This is a genomic window from Streptomyces viridifaciens (assembly GCF_001888885.2).
Classification (GTDB): domain Bacteria; phylum Actinomycetota; class Actinomycetes; order Streptomycetales; family Streptomycetaceae; genus Kitasatospora; species Kitasatospora aureofaciens.
Genome location: NZ_CP090840.1, coordinates 233,160 through 249,798, shown reverse-complemented (window position 1 = coordinate 249,798; position 16,639 = coordinate 233,160). Strand labels below are relative to the sequence as shown.

General features: G+C 73.1%; 14 protein-coding genes and 1 pseudogene. All 15 read left to right on the top strand.

Annotated features, from left to right (window positions below; all coding sequences use genetic code 11):
• Positions 1 to 20: 20 nt before the first annotated feature.
• The 15 genes and pseudogenes from BOQ63_RS00980 (at position 21) to BOQ63_RS00910 (ending at position 16,615) form a co-directional block, all read left to right on the top strand.
• Positions 21 to 1,031: an NUDIX domain-containing protein gene (locus BOQ63_RS00980; protein WP_079183314.1), complete on the top strand. Its 1,011-nt coding sequence runs from the start codon at positions 21 to 23 to the stop codon at positions 1,029 to 1,031.
• Positions 1,032 to 1,078: 47 nt separating this feature from the next.
• Positions 1,079 to 1,336: a hypothetical protein gene (locus BOQ63_RS00975; RefSeq protein WP_143174573.1), complete on the top strand. Its 258-nt coding sequence runs from the start codon at positions 1,079 to 1,081 to the stop codon at positions 1,334 to 1,336.
• Between the two features lie 266 nt (positions 1,337 to 1,602).
• Positions 1,603 to 2,964: an NUDIX hydrolase gene (locus BOQ63_RS00970; RefSeq protein ID WP_072653062.1), complete on the top strand. Its 1,362-nt coding sequence runs from the start codon at positions 1,603 to 1,605 to the stop codon at positions 2,962 to 2,964.
• Positions 2,961 to 3,545 carry an NUDIX domain-containing protein gene (locus tag BOQ63_RS00965; RefSeq protein WP_079183312.1) on the top strand — a complete coding sequence of 195 codons (585 nt, stop codon included), beginning with the start codon at positions 2,961 to 2,963 and terminating at the stop codon, positions 3,543 to 3,545. Before BOQ63_RS00970 ends, BOQ63_RS00965 begins: the two co-directional genes overlap by 4 nt.
• Positions 3,542 to 4,228: an isochorismatase family protein gene (locus BOQ63_RS00960; protein WP_072653061.1), complete on the top strand. Its 687-nt coding sequence runs from the start codon at positions 3,542 to 3,544 to the stop codon at positions 4,226 to 4,228. The genes BOQ63_RS00965 and BOQ63_RS00960 overlap by 4 nt, the downstream gene beginning before the upstream one ends.
• A complete protein-coding gene (locus BOQ63_RS00955; protein ID WP_454129531.1) occupies positions 4,225 to 4,992 on the top strand; it encodes an ABC transporter ATP-binding protein in 768 nt (255 codons plus the stop codon). The genes BOQ63_RS00960 and BOQ63_RS00955 overlap by 4 nt, the downstream gene beginning before the upstream one ends.
• Positions 4,993 to 5,063: 71 nt before the next feature.
• Positions 5,064 to 6,386 (top strand): NUDIX hydrolase, encoded by a 1,323-nt coding sequence (locus BOQ63_RS00950; protein WP_197697927.1) that lies wholly within the window; start codon positions 5,064 to 5,066, stop codon positions 6,384 to 6,386.
• Positions 6,387 to 6,488: 102 nt separating this feature from the next.
• Positions 6,489 to 7,859, top strand: coding sequence for an MFS transporter (locus BOQ63_RS00945; RefSeq protein WP_072653059.1), 1,371 nt, complete (start codon positions 6,489 to 6,491; stop codon positions 7,857 to 7,859).
• Between the two features lie 62 nt (positions 7,860 to 7,921).
• Positions 7,922 to 9,175 (top strand): methyltransferase domain-containing protein, encoded by a 1,254-nt coding sequence (locus tag BOQ63_RS00940; protein ID WP_454129528.1) that lies wholly within the window; start codon positions 7,922 to 7,924, stop codon positions 9,173 to 9,175.
• Positions 9,172 to 10,023, top strand: coding sequence for a class I SAM-dependent methyltransferase (locus tag BOQ63_RS00935; protein WP_072653058.1), 852 nt, complete (start codon positions 9,172 to 9,174; stop codon positions 10,021 to 10,023). Before BOQ63_RS00940 ends, BOQ63_RS00935 begins: the two co-directional genes overlap by 4 nt.
• Positions 10,020 to 11,402 carry a phosphotransferase gene (locus tag BOQ63_RS00930; RefSeq protein ID WP_072653057.1) on the top strand — a complete coding sequence of 461 codons (1,383 nt, stop codon included), beginning with the start codon at positions 10,020 to 10,022 and terminating at the stop codon, positions 11,400 to 11,402. Before BOQ63_RS00935 ends, BOQ63_RS00930 begins: the two co-directional genes overlap by 4 nt.
• Before the next feature lie 32 nt (positions 11,403 to 11,434).
• Positions 11,435 to 13,807 (top strand): methyltransferase, FxLD system, encoded by a 2,373-nt coding sequence (gene fxlM / locus BOQ63_RS00925; protein WP_072653056.1) that lies wholly within the window; start codon positions 11,435 to 11,437, stop codon positions 13,805 to 13,807.
• Between the two features lie 250 nt (positions 13,808 to 14,057).
• Complete coding sequence (locus BOQ63_RS00920; RefSeq protein ID WP_454129525.1) at positions 14,058 to 14,669, top strand: hypothetical protein; 612 nt, start codon at positions 14,058 to 14,060, stop codon at positions 14,667 to 14,669.
• Between the two features lie 18 nt (positions 14,670 to 14,687).
• Positions 14,688 to 15,466, top strand: a pseudogene (locus BOQ63_RS00915) (PIG-L deacetylase family protein).
• Positions 15,467 to 15,511: 45 nt separating this feature from the next.
• Positions 15,512 to 16,615 (top strand): NUDIX domain-containing protein, encoded by a 1,104-nt coding sequence (locus tag BOQ63_RS00910; protein ID WP_072653055.1) that lies wholly within the window; start codon positions 15,512 to 15,514, stop codon positions 16,613 to 16,615.
• The last annotated feature ends 24 nt before the right edge of the window (positions 16,616 to 16,639 follow it).

Here is a 16,639-nt window from a genome sequence, read left to right as displayed (position 1 = left end):
GCCGAACCGAGGAGAACCGAGTGACCGACACCGCCGAACCGGCCCCCGACCTGGTGGCCTACCTGGCCGCCCACGCCGCGCCGGCCGCGTGCGCGGACGCACTGATCCGCGACGACCAGGGACGGGTACTGATCGTCGACCCCGTGTACAAGCCTGGCTGGGACCTGCCCGGCGGCATGCTCGAAGACGAGGAGCCCGCCGACGGCCTCACCCGGGAGCTGCGGGAGGAACTGGGCCTGGAGGCGCAGGTCGGCCGGCTCCTCGTCCACGACACCGTGCCGCCCGACCGGTTGGGCCGCACCATCCTGGCCCTGGTCTACGCCGCCCACCCCGCCGCGCCCGTCGACGTCGAGCGCCTGCCGCTGCAGCACAGCGAGATCCGCGAGGCCCGCTTCGCCACCGAGCAGGAAGCGATGCGGCTGCTCGCCGCCCCGGTCGCGGCCCGCCTGGCCGGGGCGGCCCGGGCCGAGCGCGGCGCGCACATCGCAGTGCTGCGCGACGGACGGCGCGTGCTGCGGGACGGGCTCGACTACTACCGGCAGCTGCCGGCGCCCATGGCCGCGGCCACCGTGCTCGTGCGGGACGCCGAGGGCCGGATCCTGGTCCTCGACCCGCGGTACAAGGACCACTTGGAGCTGCCCGGCGGCATGGTGGAGGCCCACGAGACTCCGCGCCAGGCGGCCGCGCGCGAGCTCGCCGAAGAGCTCGGCCTGCGCGTGCCGGTCGGCCGGCTGCTGGTCTGCGACTGCAACCCGGCCACCCTGTCCCGGCACGGCCGCGCCCTGACCTGCCACGTCTACGACGCCGAACCACTGGACCCCGCCCAGGCCAAGGCGCTGCGCTTCACCGACGGGGAGATCCGCGCAGCCCTGTGGCTGCCACCGAAGGACGCCCAGGAGGTGCTGCCGGCGGTGCTCGCCGACCGCGTGGCCGCCGGCCTCCAGGCGCTGGAGCGCGGCACCGTCGTAGAGATCGACCGCAGCACCGGCCCGGGCGCCGACGCGGCTGCCGAGTCCGGGAGGGACGCGTGACCGCCCGCACTCCGGGCCGGGACCGCCAGGGGGGGAAGGCGATGAGCATGGCAGGCCGACACAGCCGTCCGACCGAGATCTGGCAGGCCAGCGACGGTGACACCGACCAGCACCTGAAGGCGCTGACGACCGGCCGCCCGGTCGTCGAGGAAGGCGTCAGCGTCCCGGACGGAGGCGACCGTGTCTTCCTCTCCCGGCGCGTCTTCCACCCGGACGGGCGGGTGCACAGCTGCCTGGTCCGCCTCGACTTCGCCGGCCTCTTCCCGTTCCCGCCGCCCGACCGGCCCCTGGCCGGTGAACCGTGACGGCCCGCCCGCTGCACTGCCTCTCCGCGGTGTCCGCGGTGGAGGAGACCAGTGGACGCGGGAAATCGAAAGGTCCGCCTTCGACCAGGGGCGCCGGGAATCGCCGGGCTTGATCGGACAACTCGAACAGCGGCAGGATCTCCAACCCGAACGCCATTCCCGACTGTGCATCAACTTCTATGCCAAGCAGAGTTGTTGACGTCTGCGGGCGATATGACGGCGCTGGGTCGCGCTGTGCTCACCTTCCAGGAAGAGGGGCTCTACGAATGATCGACTTCGAGGTGCTGACGGCTTCCGCCCGCCGCGAGGGAATCGAACGCTTCGGGGTCGGCGTCGTGGTCCGCGACCGCTCGGGCCGAGTCCTGCTGATCCGGCGGGCCGCCCATGACGTCCTGCCCGGCCTGTGGGAGTACCCGGGTGGCGGCTGCGAGGACGGTGAGGCGGTGGACGCCGGCGCCGCCCGCGGGCTCGCCGAGGAGACCGGCCTCACGAACCTGCGCCTGGAGTTCGCGCGCACCCTGGACTTCACCAACACGAACGGCCGCCGGGTGCGGCAGTTCGTCTTCACCACCGTCGTCCCGGACGGCACGACCGCGGTCCTGTCCTGCGACCACGACGGCCAGCAGTGGGCGTTGCCCGAGGCGCTGCCGCACACCGGCGACGGGCAGCGCGAGGTCATCACGTGGCTGGCCGGCCGCCTCGCCACCCTCGGCTGGCGGCCCGTCGGCGGCCACCTCACCACCATCGCCCGGCCCGCCGCCTACGCCAGCTTCCTCGTCACCGACCCCGCCGGCCGGATCCTCGGGATGCACTCGGCCATCGACCCGGCCGTCTGGGGTTTCCCCGGCGGGATGGTCGAGAACGGCGAGTCCCCGTTCGACGCCGCGGTGCGCGAGGCCCGCGAGGAACTCGGCCTGGATCTGGCCGCGGAGAACCCGCAGGTTCTCCGCCGCCTGATCGCCGTGATCCACACCCAGGCCGACGCCGACTACCCGGTGCCGGTGCTTGGCCACATCTTCGACGGCGGCACCCTGACCGCCGAGCAGCAGGCCCGCATCCGCCTCGACCCCGCCGAGCACACCGAGCACCGCTTCGAGACAGCCCACGACTGGCGCCACCACATGGACCTGGCCCACTACCAGCGGCTGCGGCAGGTCCTGCGCGCCCACCGGAGCGGACGCGCGCTCTACCTGGAACGCCCCGCCCGTCCGGACGACGACTTCGAAGGCGTGCTGGTCCTCGTCACCGACCCGGCGGGCCGCCTGCTGATGCACCTGCGCGACACCGGCCCCGGCCCCTGGCCCGGCTACTGGACTCCGCCCGGCGGCTGGCGCGAAGGCGAGGAGAGCGCCGAGGAGAGCGCGGTACGCGAGGTCCGCGAGGAGGCCGGCATCGAGATCACCGGGCTTCGGACCCTCCCCGACCCCCACCCCGACCTCGGCCTCCCGCTCACCCGCGTCCTGCACGCCGCCTGGAACGGTTCCGAGAACGACCTCCAGCTCGGCGACGAGGGCCGGGCCCTGCGCATGGTCCCCCTGGCCGACGTCCTCAACCTCCACGTCCCGCCCTACCTGCAGCACTACCTCCCGCTGCTCGCTGGCAGCCAGCCCGAAGGAGTCCGCCCGTGAACACCGCACCGACCCCCGTCCGCCAGCCGGCCGTGCCGCGGCCGTGGCAGCAGCACGGCCGCGAGACCCTGCTGGACACCCGCTCCTACCTGATCCAGCGCGACACGGTGACCCAGCCCGACGGCACCCAAGGGGACTTCGAGTTCCACCAGGCCCAGCTCGACGGCGCGCTGACGGTCGCGATGGACGACCAGGGCCGGATCGCCATGGTCCGCTACCGCTCCTACGTCCACGGCGAGGTCCTCACTCCGCCCGGCGGGAATCTCGACCCGGGCGAGGACCCGCTGGAGGGAGCCCAGCGCGAACTCAAGGAGGAGTCCGGCATCACGGCCGCCACGTGGAGCCCGCTCGGCCGAATCGCGCTGATGACCAAGAGCACCGCTCACCTGCACATGTTCCTCGCCCGGGACCTGACGGCCGGTGAGCAGGAGCTGACCAGCACCGAGACGGGCATGACCGTGGAGTGGTGGCCGCTGGAGGAGGCGGTGGCCGCCGCGATGGACGGCCGGCTCCTGCTGTCCGGAGCGGTGGTGTCGGTCCTGATGGCCGCCCAGGCCGTCGATGCAGCGGGGCGCGCGTGAGCGCCCAACCGTCGGCGCAGGCGCCGGCCCGGGTGCACGCCTGGGCGATCCCGGAGCGCGAGTACGCCCGCCAAGAGCAGCGCCGGGGACGCCGGCACGCGTACATCCGGCTCGACCCCGCTCGCACCGCCCTGGTGGTGGACATGGTGCCGTTCTTCGACGGGCCGTACGCGCGCGGCATCATCCCGCAGATCGAGGCGCTGGCGGCCGCCCTGCGTCAGGCCGGCGGCCTGGTGGCCTGGGTACTGCCGGGCGACGGCGAGCCGAGCGCTGCCCGCCAGGAGTTCTACGGCCCCGAGATCGCGGAGATGTTCCGCACCTCCGGCGGCAGCGGCCCGCTCCCCGGGCGCCTGTGGCCGCAGTTCACCGTCGACGAGGACCGCGACCTGCTCGTGGAGAAGGAGGCGGCCAGCGCGTTCTTCCCCGGCTTCTGCCCGCTGCCCGGCCTGCTGGCCGAGCGTGGCATCGACACCGTGGTGGTGTGCGGGGTCGTCACCGACGTGTGCGTGGCCGGGTCGGCGCGCGACGCCTTCACCTTGGGCCTGCGGGTGATCGTGGTGGCCGACGGCACGGCCGCCGGCAGCGACGAGGTCCACAACGCCACCTTGCGGACCCTCTACCGGTCCTTCGGCGACGTGCGGCCCACCACGGAGATCCTCGACCTGATCCGGGTCGGCCGGTGACCGCGCCCCCGGCCCGCGGCCCGCACACCGCTGCCGACAGCCAGCCGGATCGCCCGGGCGCGCTGTGGCGGCAGCCGAACTTCCGCAACTACGCCCTGGGACAGGGGATCTCGGTTGCCGGCAGCGGGGTGACGCTGGTGGCCGTTCCGGTCGTCGCCGCGCTGCAGCTGCACGCCTCCACCCTGCAGGTCGCCGGCCTGGCGGTAGCCGGCCGCCTGCCCCCGCTGCTGTTCACCCTGCACGCCGGCGACCGGCCCCGGGACATGGACCGCGTCCGCAAGGCCGCTGGCGAGGCGGACGTGCTCGAGCTGGTCGAGGGCCTGCCGCATGGCTGGGACTCGATCGTGTTCAAGGGCTACGAGCGCGGTGTCCAGCTCTCGGGGGGCCAGTGGCAGAAGCTGGGGACAGCTCGAACGAGGTACAGGCAGGCGCCGTTCCTGCTGGTCGACGAGCCGACCAGTGCGCTGGATCCCCATGCGGAAATCGCCGCGTTCGAGGGGCTGTGGTCCCTGGCCGGGGAGGGGCACGCGGTCGTGCTCGTCACCCACCGGCTCGCCGCGACCATGTACGCCGACCACATCTACGTCCTCGACAAGGGGAGCGTCGTCGAGGACGGCACCCACGAGGACCTGATGGCCCGCAAGGGCGGCCTGTATCAGGGCATGTTCACCGCCCAGGCCGCGCAGTACGGAATCGCGCCTATGGCCGACCCGGTTCCCCGGCCCCGTGGCACCCAGCCGTCCGGCCACGAGAAAGCAAGCTGATCCACCGGGGCGACTTCCCCAGCCCCGCCTGCCACCTCACGCGCCACTCCGTCGAAGGCGAGACGACGCCCATGCCACCCAGCTCCACCGCGATCCGCGCAACCGTCGAGGCGTACCTCGGCCGGCACCCCGGTGAGCGTGACGCCCTGGCCGGGCTCCTTGCCGCGCTGGACCGGCCCGTCGACGCGACCGCCCGGACGACGCTGCCCGCGCACGTCACGTGCAGCGCCGTCGTCATCGACCGGCAGGGCCGGATCCTGCACATCCGGCACCGAGCCACCGGCGGCTTCGTACTCACCCCCGGCGGCCACATTGAGTCCCGCGACCGCACACTGCTCGCCGCGGCGCTGCGCGAGGTGTCGGAGGAAACCGGGATCGCGCCGGGCGCCCTGTGCCTGACCCGGCAGCTGCTCGGGTCTCCGATCGACATCGACGTCCACGACATCGACGCCAACCCGGCGAAAGGGGAACCGGCCCACCGCCACTACGACTTCCGCTACGTCTTCTACCTCGCCGGCGAGGAGCCGCCCGCGATCGCGCTGCAGGACGAGGAGGTGTCCGACGCCCAGTGGCTCCCCCAGCCGGAGGTCACCTCGCCGACACTGCGCGCGAAACTCCTCGCCGCGCGGCTGGACGGCCAGCCCGAGCCGGTGAACGCTTCCGCGCTCATCCACGACGGGCACGGCCGCTACCTGCTCCAGCTGCGCGACCACAAGCCCGGCCTCATTTGGCAGTCGGGGGCGTTCGCTCTTCTCGGCGGCGGCCGCACGCACGACGACCAGAGCCTGGAGGCCACGCTGCTGCGGGAGCTGTCCGAGGAGGTGCCCGACCTCTGCCTCGAGGACCTGAAGCCCTACGCCGTGAAGGCCGCCACCAGCATCGACGGCCTCAGCGTCCCCGTCCAGGTCTTCGCCGCCCGGTGGCGCGGCAACCCCGACCGTCTCGCGCTGCACGAGGGTGTGCTGCTGCGCTGGTTCGCCCCCGATGACCTGGACCGGCTGCGCCTGAGCCCTGCCACCCGGGACCTGATCCGCCGGCACGCGGCCGAGAACCCTCCGGACAACAAGCAGGCCGCGGCTCCCGCCGTGTGGGACGGGGGCAGCCGGACGGTCCTGAACGGCATCGGAGTCCACCTCCACCTCGAAGACGCTGAAGGCCGGGTACTTCTCGGGCTGCGTCACCCCGACTCGAAGTACGCGGGAGACATCTGGCACTACCTCGCCGGTCGGTGCGAGCGGGAGTCCGCCCTCACCTGCCTGGTCCGCGAGCCCGACAAGTGCCTGACCTGGCAGTGGTGGCCGCGGCACGAGATGCCGGACCGGATCGTCCCCTACACCCGAACGGCCATCGCCGCGATCTCCGAAGGCCGCCCCTACTCCCAACTGGGCTGGTGAGCAGGGTGAGCACACCGATCGGGAGTGGGCCCGGCTGCAGGGCCCAAACCGAGCCCACGCGCGTGGCGCGGGAGCGCTTGGAGGAGCCGGGGGTGCGCTGTGATGCCCCGCGCTGAGACCCCCTCCGCCTCCGGCACCTCGCTGTGGCGGCACGGGGACTTCCGCCGGTACCTGACCGGCCAGGCCGCGAGCGTGGCCGGCAGCTCGATTACGCAGATGGCGCTGCCGGTCCTGGCCGTGCTCCACCTGGACGCCACCACCGCCCAGGTCGCCTGGCTGTCGTTCCTCGGACAGCTCCCGCCCGCGCTGCTGGCCCTGCATGCCGGCGCGCTCGCCGACCGGCACTCCAAGCGCCGGCAGATGATCACCGGTGACTTGGTCAGCGCAACGGTGCTTGCCACCGTGCCGGTCTCGGCCGCGCTGGGCACCCTGACCCTGACGCAGCTCATGATCGTCGCTGTGGTTCAGGGCGCGGCGAGCGTGCTCCATGACGCGGCGGCCATCAGCCTGCTGCCCAGCCTCGTCGAACGGTCCTTGATCCAGCGGAGCAACAGCCGAGTCGGCGCACTGTTCGCCGTCGCCGCGACCGCCGGAAGCCACCTCGGCGCCGCACTGACCGCGCTCCTCGGCCCCGCTCGGGCCCTGCTCGGCGACGTCGCCTCCTACCTGATCAGCGCCGTGTGCACCGCCCGCATCCAGACCGCCGAACCCGCCCGCGCGCACCCGGAGACCCGCCGGCTGCGCGGCGAGATCGCAGAGGGCCTGCGGTACGTACGCGGCGACGACCGGCTGTGGACGTTGACCCTGGTCAATGCCACGACCTCGCTCGCACTGGGGCTGCTCAACACCCTGTGGGCCTTGTACCTGTTGCGGTCCCTGGCGATGAGCGCGACCGCGTTCGGCGTGGTCCTGGGCCTGGGTGCGCTGGGCGCGGCCGCCGGGGCGCTCACCGCCCCGGCGTTGGCCAGCCGGTTCGGCCCGGGGCCGATGATGCTCGCCGCGCTCGCGATCACCCCGCTGACCCAGCTCCCGCTGCTGCTCGCCTCACCCGGCCTCGACTGGCAGATCACGATCGGGGCGGCGCTGTTCCTGCAGCTCGCCTGCGCTGGTGCCGCGGGCACCACCCAGCGATCCATCCGTCAGATCATCACCACGACCGGGATGCAGGCGCGGATGCAGGCGGTGAGCACGTGGCTGACGTCCGGCGCCCGCCCCGTAGCCGCGGTCCTCGCCGGCGGCCTGGGCACGTGGATCGGTGTCCGGCCCGCTCTGACCGCCGGGACCCTCCTGCTGCTGGTCCCGCTCGTCGTCCTCGCCCGCTCCCCGATCCGCGCCCTACGGCAGATGCCGGACCCGCCCGCCTCCGCTCTGCCATCGCCGCCCCCAGCCCGAACATCCTTTTCGGACGTGCCTGCCCCAGCGCGCACGGACAACGCGCGGCCCGATCGCTCGCTCGGAGGTGATGCTCTGTGAACAAGGTGCCGGACTCGGCTGCGACTCCTGCAGCCGGACCACCTCATCCCTTGGAGTGCACCGTGCTAACCGACCCCACCGCACCCGCCGCACCCCTGCTTCCGCCGCAGCCCGCCGTCGACACCCCGGGGGTTGTGGCCGCGCGGGCGGCGATGGTCGCTCGGCTTGAGGAGAGCGGAGAGCTCGGCTCCGGCCCAGTGCGTGAGGCCCTGCTCGCGCTGCCGCGCCAGATCCTGATGCCCCAGGCGTACGTGCGGCGCAGCGCCCCGGACGAGACCCCGCCGTACTGGGATCTGCTGGACTTCTCCCGTCCGGCCGACCGGGAGGAGCTACTGGAGCGGCTGCACAGCGGGGACAGCGTCGCGATCCAGCATGGCAGCGAGCAGATCCTCGGCCGCGTTCCCGGGCCGCGGCGCGGGGGTGTGATGACCGCGATGTCGAGCACGATGGGCATGACTGCGGACCTGCTGCGGCAGTTGGACCTGCAGCCCGGGCAGCGGGTGCCGGACGTCGGGACCGGCGCCGGGGTGACCGCGGCGATTGTGTGCTTCGTGTGCGGTGACGAGGGCGTCGTCACCCTCGACATCGACCCTCACGTCACCGCGGCCGCCCGCGATCGGCTGTCCGCCCTCGGCTACCGGCCGGCCACGGTGACCGGGGACGGCACCGCTGGGTGGGCCGACGCAGGTCCCTACGACCGGATGTTCGTCTCCTTCGCCGTCCGCCGCGTACCAGAGGCCCTGGTGGAGCAGCTGGCGCCGGGCGGACGCGCACTGATGACGCTCGGGACGTCGTCGCCGTCGTGGCCGGGCCTGGCCGTGATCGAAAGACGACAGAACGGGAGCGTGGAGGCGGAGCTGCGGGCGGTCGAGTTCGGGCACCGCGCCGGTGCCGGCTTCGACCGGCTGTTCCTGTGCGCCGCGTTCCGCGCGACGATCACCCCGGATAGAGGGCGCACGCAGCGCAGCCGGCTCGCGCCGCCGGAGGACACGGCCCGCGGCCTGTGGCTGGCCCTGGACCACCTGTACCCGGGCCTCGTCCGCCACTTCGGTGCCGAGGACCTGACGGTCGGCGCGCCCGAGTGCGGGTCGTGGATGCGCGTGCGGACTGTCGGCCACCACCGGTGGGACGTGACGACTTCCGGGCCCCGGGACATCTGGGCGGAGATCCAGGATGTCGTCGGCCGGTGGCGCGCAGCCGGTGCACCGAACGTCTACCGGCTCCACTTCGATGCCGACGGCAGCCAGCGGGCCACAAGCCCGAACGGCGCCCTGACCTGGCAGCTTTCCCCTGGCGAGACTGGAGATGCACGATGACCCGCCCCGACCAACCGGCCTCCGCAGCGGTTTCGGACGACGTCCTGTTCGGGCCAGAGGCCGCCGACTACGCCCGCTACCGTCCCGGCCTTCCGGACGCCGCGGTCCGGCTCCTGGCCGCCACGCAAGACGGCGTGTCCGCCCCCGTCCTCCTGGACCTGGGGACCGGCACCGGCCAGGTGCCCCGCGCGCTGCTGCCCGTCCTGCACGGACTGGTGCACATCGACCTGGTCGACGTGAACGAGTCGATGCTGGAGACGGCCCGCACCGAACTCGAACCGGTCCGCGGAGCATGCACGGTCGACCTCTTCACCGGCGCCGCCCACACCTTCGCCCCCGCCGCGCCCGGCCGGGCACCCACCCTGATCACCTGCGCCCGGTCCTTCCACTGGATGTCCCGCCCGGAGGTCCTGGCGATGGCCGCCCGCGTATCCGCGCCGGGCGCCGCTGTGGCGATCATGGGCGACGGCAGCCTGTGGACCCACCAGGCTGACTGGGCAACGGCTCTGCGGGAGCTGATCCAGACCTGCCTCGGCGAAGACCGCCGCGCCGGCACCACCGGCACATACGCCGAGCCGCGCCGCTCCTACGAGGACGACCTGGCCGACTCGGCGTTCAGCGAGGTGACCGAGCACAGCTTCCCCGTCTCCCGCGCCTGGGCGCCCGAGGACGTCCTCGGCTACCTGCGCACCACCAGCTTTGCCCGCCCCGCCCTGTTCTTCGGCCGCCATCACGAGTTCGAGGCTGCTGCTCTCCGGCTGCTCCAGGACCGTGCCGACGGCGGCGTCCTGAAGGAGGACGCGGTGTTCACCGTGTTGCTCGCGCGCCGCCCCGGTGGTGGCGCGTGAGCGGCACCCAGCGGCACACCGAGCCGCTCGACGTCCACCTGATCGCCGTACGCGACGGCGCGGCGGGCCCTGAGGTGCTGCTGTCCCGTCGGGCCGGGAACGTGTACGCGCCGGGCTGCTGGCATCTCGTGTCCGGGCACTTGGACGGCCCATGGGAGGACATGGTCACCGCCCTGGTGCGCGAGGCCCGGGAGGAGTCCGGGGTCGTGATCGACCCGGCCGATGTCCGCGCGGCCGTCACGGTGCACCACCGCTCCCCCGCCGGCGGCGCCCGGATCGGGGTGTTCTTCGAGGTGAAGCGGTGGGAGGGCACCCCGGAGGTCATGGAACACCATGTGTGCGACGCCATGGGGTGGTTCTCGTTCGACGCCCTACCGGAGCCGATGGTGGCGTACTGCCGGGCCGGGTTGGATGCCTACCGAGCCGGCGCGCGGATGGCCGTGCACTTCCAGAAGCCCGGCGACCCGATCGCCTACGACCGGTCCGTCGACCGGCTGGTCCTGGTCCCTGAACCCGCCGCGCGCGGCGCGGTCCCGGCGCAGGCGGTGCGCGCGTTCGCCGAGCAGGCGGTCGGGCGGATCACCGCGTGGACGGACGTGTCCTGGGCGCGGGAGGAGAGCCGTGTGTGGCGGGTGGACGGAGCCGAGGGCGGCGAGTGGTACGTCAAGATCCACCAGAACGACCGCTTCCATCAACGTGAAGTGGACGCCCTCCGCAGCTGGGTCTCCGGCCTCGGGGCGGCCGCACCCCGGCTGGTGGCCGCCGACCCCACACTGCGGGCCGTGGTGCTCACCGCGGTGGGCGGCCGGACCCTGCACGGCGCCGTCCACCCGCCCGAGCAGCAGCGCCGGATCTTCCACCGCATCGGACAGCTCGCGGCGGCCATCCACCACAGCGCCCCGCCCCGGCCGGCCGCCGACAGACTGCCGCTGGGGAAGCTGGAGCGCCACCTCGCGGGCGCCCTGCCCCATCTCGCTCCCGGCGACGAGAAGTTCATCCGAGCCACCACCGAGAGGGCTGTCGGCCTGGCCCCCTTGAAGGCGGTGCCCACGCACGGTGACTTCCAGCTCCGCAACCTGCGCTGGGACGAGACCGCCGACACCCTCTACGTAATCGACTTCGAACGGTCGGAAGACGGTCCGGCCGTGCGGGACTTCGTACGGCTCTCCGACGCCTGGCACGGCCGGCCCGACCTCTTCCAGGCCGTGATGGACGGCTACGGCCGCCCCTTCACCCCAGAGGAAGAGGACCAGCTCACGGTCTTGTCCGTCCTCGATGCCGTCTCCGGCATCTCCTACGGCACCGCCCACGGTGATCCCGAGCTGGTGGAGCGCGGCCTGCGCACCCTGGCCCGGCTGCGCACCACACAGCGCCCCTGACCCCCACCCCGCCCACCACGAGGAGCAGCACGTTGACGTACACAGCCCGCGACGAGTGGGAGGAGCACTACGGCGAGGGGAAGGGGTGGCGGCAGCTCGGTGAGCGCGAGCAGCAACTTCTTGCCGAGCACGCCCCGATCTCCGAGGGCGGGGGCCGGGCCTTGGATGTGGGATGCGGGACCGGGGAGCTGGCTGCCCACCTGGCCAGGGTGGGCTACACCGTGGACGCCGTCGACTTCGCGGACAGCGCGATCGCCCGGGCCCGCGAGGAGCACGCCGGCATCGAGGGCGTGCGCTGGCTGCAGCTGGACATCGAGCGCGACGACCCGGCTCCGCTGCACGAGGCGGGGTACGACCTGATCACGCTGCGGCTGGTGTACCCGTTCGTGAGGGACCGCGGCCGGACCGTTCACGGGCTGGGCGAGCGGCTGCGCGACGGCGGCGCACTCGTCGTCATCACCCCGATCGTCGAGAACACGCCGGAGGAGCGGCGCGGGATCGCCCTGGACGAGGACGAGATCACGCTGCTCGGTGCTGGCTGGGAAACGGTGGAGCGGCTCGACGCGGACGGTCTGGCCTTCCTGGTCCTGCGCGGGCCATGCCACCTCGACACCCGGGCCGTCGAGAAGCGGCCGACCACCGGCCACGCCCTGACCGGAGCGCTTGCCGTCGTCACCGACTCCGCTGGCCGGGTCCTGCTGGGCCGCTCCCGGCGCGGCATGTTCGAGTTGCCCGGCGGCAAGACCACAGGCCCGGAGGACTTCGCCGCCGCCGCGGCGCGCGAACTCGCCGAGGAGACCGGGCTGGTCGCCGATCCGACCGACGCGCACGTGGTGACGATGCTGGTCGACGACAGCCACGGGGTCCCGCGGCTCACGGCCGTCGTCCGCATCACCGCCTGGACGGGCACTCTGGCCAACCCCGAGCCGGACAAGTTCGACCGGTGGGAGTTCTTCGACCTCCACGCCCTCGCCTGCGTCGGGGACGTGTTCGTCCCAGCCGCTCTCGCGCTCGATGCCGTGTGGCCCGGCACCATTCCCGGCCTGCCGCCGACAACCTCCTACCCCATCGCCGCCGACCAGCCGCCCGTGCCGGGGGAGCCGGCCGAGGCCGCCAGGCTGCGCGTCTCGATGGCCCAGATGGTCATCGACGGCGGCTGGGCCCCCTCCGCGCCGGTGCAGGAGGCGCTGCGGACCGTGCCCCGGCACCGCTTCGCCCCGGAGGCGAACCTCCTGGCCGCGTACGACGGCGGCGACCGGGCCGTCATCACCCGATACGACGAGGCCGGGACGGCGATCAGCTCGGTGTCCGCGGCCTGGCTTCAGGCAGACATGATCGAGCACCTGGGCTTGGAGCCGGGCGCGGTCGTGTTCGAGGCGGGATCCGGCGGCTACAACGCCGAGCTGATCGCCCACGTTGCCGGACCCGGCGGACGCGTGGTCACCGTCGACATCGACCCGTGGGTCGTGCGCCGCACCCGCCGGTTCCTCACGGAGGCCGGCAGCGGCCGCGTCACTGCCGTCGAAGCCGACGCCGCCCTCGGCGCCCCCGCTCACCTCGTGCCGCGCGGCGGGTTCGACGCCAGCATGATCACCTACAACTGCTGGGACATTGCCCCGGCCTGGCGAAAGCAGCTGGCCGAGGGCGGCCGCCTGGTCTTGCCGCTGGAGATGGGCGGCTACACCCGGGCGGTCACCTTCGAGCGGCACGGAGAGGTGCTGCGCGCCCGCCACTTCACGCACTGCGGTTTCGTCCGCGACCAAGGGCAACAGGCGCGCACCATCCCGGTCCTCTCCCTCCTCGACGGCGGGCTGACGCTCCGCTTTGAGCACGGCACCGCCGCCGATACGAGGGGCTTGGAGGAGGCGCTGCGCGGGCCTCGGCACGAGGTCCCCACGGGCGTGACCATGGGAGCGAACGCCTACTTCGGCTCGCTGCAGCTGTACGCGGCCACCACCTTGTCCGGCTTTTGCCGTCTGGCTGCCCACCAGGAACCGGGCGAGGGTGTGACCGGCATCGCGAAGGACCGGGACGCCCCCGCGATCGTCGGCGAGGCCTCGCTCGCGTACCTGGTCCACGTCCAGACCAAGGACGGCGACAGCCCGCAGGACAAGGAGTGGGAGTGGACCGTTCACGCCTTTGGCCAGCAGGGACGCGCGCTCGCCGAGCGGCTGGCGGCCACGGTCCTTGCCTGGGACCGCCACGTCCGCGCAGACGGCAATGACCAGCACGCTGATCCCGTCCTGACGGTCCACCCGGCCGGCACGCCCGACGACGCGCTGCCCGCTGGCGACGTCCTGGACAAGGATCTTTGCCGCCTGGTGGTCCGCTGGCCCGGGCGTGACGTGCCGCCGCCCCGGTCGGTTGAGTACCCCGGGGCCGACGTCGTGACGGAGGGGGTGTGACGGTGGAACGGGTGGTACGCGAGGCGGTGTTCGTCGCACCGACAGAGCGTGGTGATCGAGATCGGATGCGGCGCGCGCACGCGGCCGCCGCCCGGCAGTTCCAGGTGTCCGCGTCGGGACCGGAGGTGTGGGGGTGGCAGGGCCGCACCCTGGGTCGCCGGGCCGGGGACTGCTTGCTGCGCATCGTTTCCGCCGAAGGGACAAGTCGGGCGGACGGCTGTGGGAGGGCACGGCGACTGCGGGCACGCACGTGCCCCGGTCGGTACCCAGGCCGCGGCTTCGCGGCGTCCTCGACCGGACCGCGCCGGACGTCGCCTACCGGGCCGAGCTCACCGAGTGTGTGTTCGTTCCTCCGGTCACCAGCGACACTCCCGCCCTCGACCAGGACATCGCGTTGCCCGAATCGTGGTGGGCGGAGTTGAAGTCCGCGCTCGGCACGCTCGCGACGGTGCCCACCGACCGGGAGTCCGTACGGCAGAGCTGGGTCGAGCGGAACTTCCGCCGCTTCCTCGGCATCGACCCCGTCCTGATCTGTGAGACGACGACCGGGCACGCCGATCTGCACTGGGCGAACCTCACCCGCGCGCCCCTGGTCTTGTTGGACTGGGAGAACTGGGGTCGCCTGCCCGTCGGCTACGACTTGGGGCTGCTCCACGCGTACTCGCTTGCGGCACCGGCGACCGCCGCCCGGATCCGGCGCGAGTTCGCCCACGTCCTGGACACGGACGCCGGCCGGACCGGCGAGCTTGTCGCGCTCGCCCAGCTGCTCCAGGCATGCTCACGCGGCGTCCATCCCACCCTCGCCCCGCTCATCGCGCGCCGGGCCCAAGAGCTGACCCACACCCCCGTCCCCACGCCCTGACCGGCCCGGAGGCCCCCCGTGACGCAACCGCCCGCCGTTCCCTCACTGCTCGGAGTTTTCGCCCACCCGGACGACGAATCCCTCCTCGCCGGCGGCGTGCTCTCCCAGCACGCCGCCGCAGGTGCCCGCACCGCGGTCGTCACCACCACCTGGACTGCCGGCAGTCCCCGAGCCCCCGAACTCGCCGAGGCCCTGCGCATCTTGGGCGCCGGGGCCCCGCGGCTGCTCGGCTACGCCGATGCCCGCAACCCCGCCTCGGCCCCCGGCGGCGCTGTACGCCTGGTCGACGCTCCTCTGGACGAGGCCGTCGGCCGCCTGGTCGCACACATCCGTGAGGTCAGGCCGGACATCGTGATCGGCCACGACGCCCTGGGCCAGCTCACCGGACACCCGGACCACCGGCGCGCCCACCAGATCACGCTCCTCGCCGTCGAGGCCGCCGGCCTGCCGCACCTGTATCCCAAAGCTGGGGAGCCTGGCAGCCTGCCGCGCTGTACGCGGCCACGCACTCGGAATCCGGAGTGGGCCTGCTCGGCCCGCTCCTCCAGAGCGTGGGGAAGACGCTCCTCGCGGTGCCGGACGCGTACGTGACCACGACCGTCGACGTCTCACCGTGGGCCGAGGTGAAGTGGGAGGCGATCTGCGCCCACCGCAGCGAGGTCGCCCGCCCACGGCCCCTGCCCGGCCTTCTCGCCCGCCTGCTCGAACCGGAACGCAACGAGATCATCAGCACCGAGTACTTCACCCGACTCTCCCTCGGCCCCGCCCCGGGCACCCCGCACAAGCTCGTCGCCTGACCGGCCCACCGCCCACAAGGTCACGCCCGCACGATCGGAGACGAGATGACCGCCACGCCCTCCCCTGACGCGCCGCCCAGCACGTCGATGACCGACGAGGAGTACGGGGCCTTACGCGCCTCAGCAGCCCTGTGGGCCGGAACGTCCGTTCTGATCACCGATCAGCGCGGCAGGGTCCTGATCCAGCGCGTCGACTACCGCACGACCTGCCTCCTGCCCGGCGGCGCCGTCGACGAGAACGAGTCCCCGGCCCAGGGCGCCGCTCGGGAACTGCGCGAGGAACTCGGCGTCACCATGACCGTCGATCGCGGGCTCGCCGTGGACTGGGTCAGCGCGGACAGCATTAACGCGCCCGCCGACATGCGCTTCCCCGGCGAGATCCTGCACGTCTACGACGGCGGTACGTGGGACGACGAGCAGATCGCCGCCATCCGGCTGCCCGACCGTGAGATCAAGTCCGTCGAGTTCGTCGAACCCGCCCGGCTACCGGACCTGATGTCCCCCGGCGACGCCCGCCGGGCCCTGTCCGCCCTGCGCGCCCGCATCGACGCCGCCGGGCCCGCCTTGCTGGAGAACGGCCTCCCGATCGCCCCCACCGTCCTGGACCGGGCCGGCGCCTTTCGCGCCGCCCGCGCCCGACACCACCTCCCCTTCCACACCGGCCCGGCCTCGGAGCAGCTCCCGGTGGTCCAGGTCTGGGGCTGGCTCCTCGGGCCCGACGGCCGAGCCTTGGTGCTTCTGGAACCGGACACCGGCGCGGCCTGCCTGCCCGGCGGCACCCCCGACCCCCCGGACCGCGGCAACCCGCTCGTCACGCTGCGCCGGGAGGTACTCGAGGAAGCCGCAGCCGAGTTCGAAGAACCGCTGCTCCTCGGCCACCTCTCCGACCCCGACAAGCCGTATGCCCGCCTCCGCTACGCCGCGCCCCTCACCCGTCTCGGCCCGCCACCCGTCGACCCGGCCACCGGCCGTACCCACATCCGGGTCCTGGCCACACCCGAGCAGGCTCTGGAGCTCTTCGACTGGGGACTCCCGGCGGCCGACCAGCTCGCCGCCGTCCACCAGGCCCGCGCGCGGCTCGGGATCCCCCGTGCCGCGCGGCAGCCCCTCACCGAACTGCCGGACGCCACCGACCTCACCACCTTGTAGCCCTCCCCCGAACCATCTCGAAGC

Coding starts and splice junctions, on each gene's coding strand:
- BOQ63_RS00975 (WP_143174573.1), top strand. CDS start 1,079: ATGGCAGGCCGACACAGCCGTCCGACCGAGATCTGGCAGGCCAGCGAC.
- BOQ63_RS00970 (WP_072653062.1), top strand. CDS start 1,603: ATGATCGACTTCGAGGTGCTGACGGCTTCCGCCCGCCGCGAGGGAATC.
- BOQ63_RS00950 (WP_197697927.1), top strand. CDS start 5,064: ATGCCACCCAGCTCCACCGCGATCCGCGCAACCGTCGAGGCGTACCTC.
- BOQ63_RS00945 (WP_072653059.1), top strand. CDS start 6,489: ATGCCCCGCGCTGAGACCCCCTCCGCCTCCGGCACCTCGCTGTGGCGG.
- BOQ63_RS00935 (WP_072653058.1), top strand. CDS start 9,172: ATGACCCGCCCCGACCAACCGGCCTCCGCAGCGGTTTCGGACGACGTC.
- BOQ63_RS00910 (WP_072653055.1), top strand. CDS start 15,512: ATGACCGCCACGCCCTCCCCTGACGCGCCGCCCAGCACGTCGATGACC.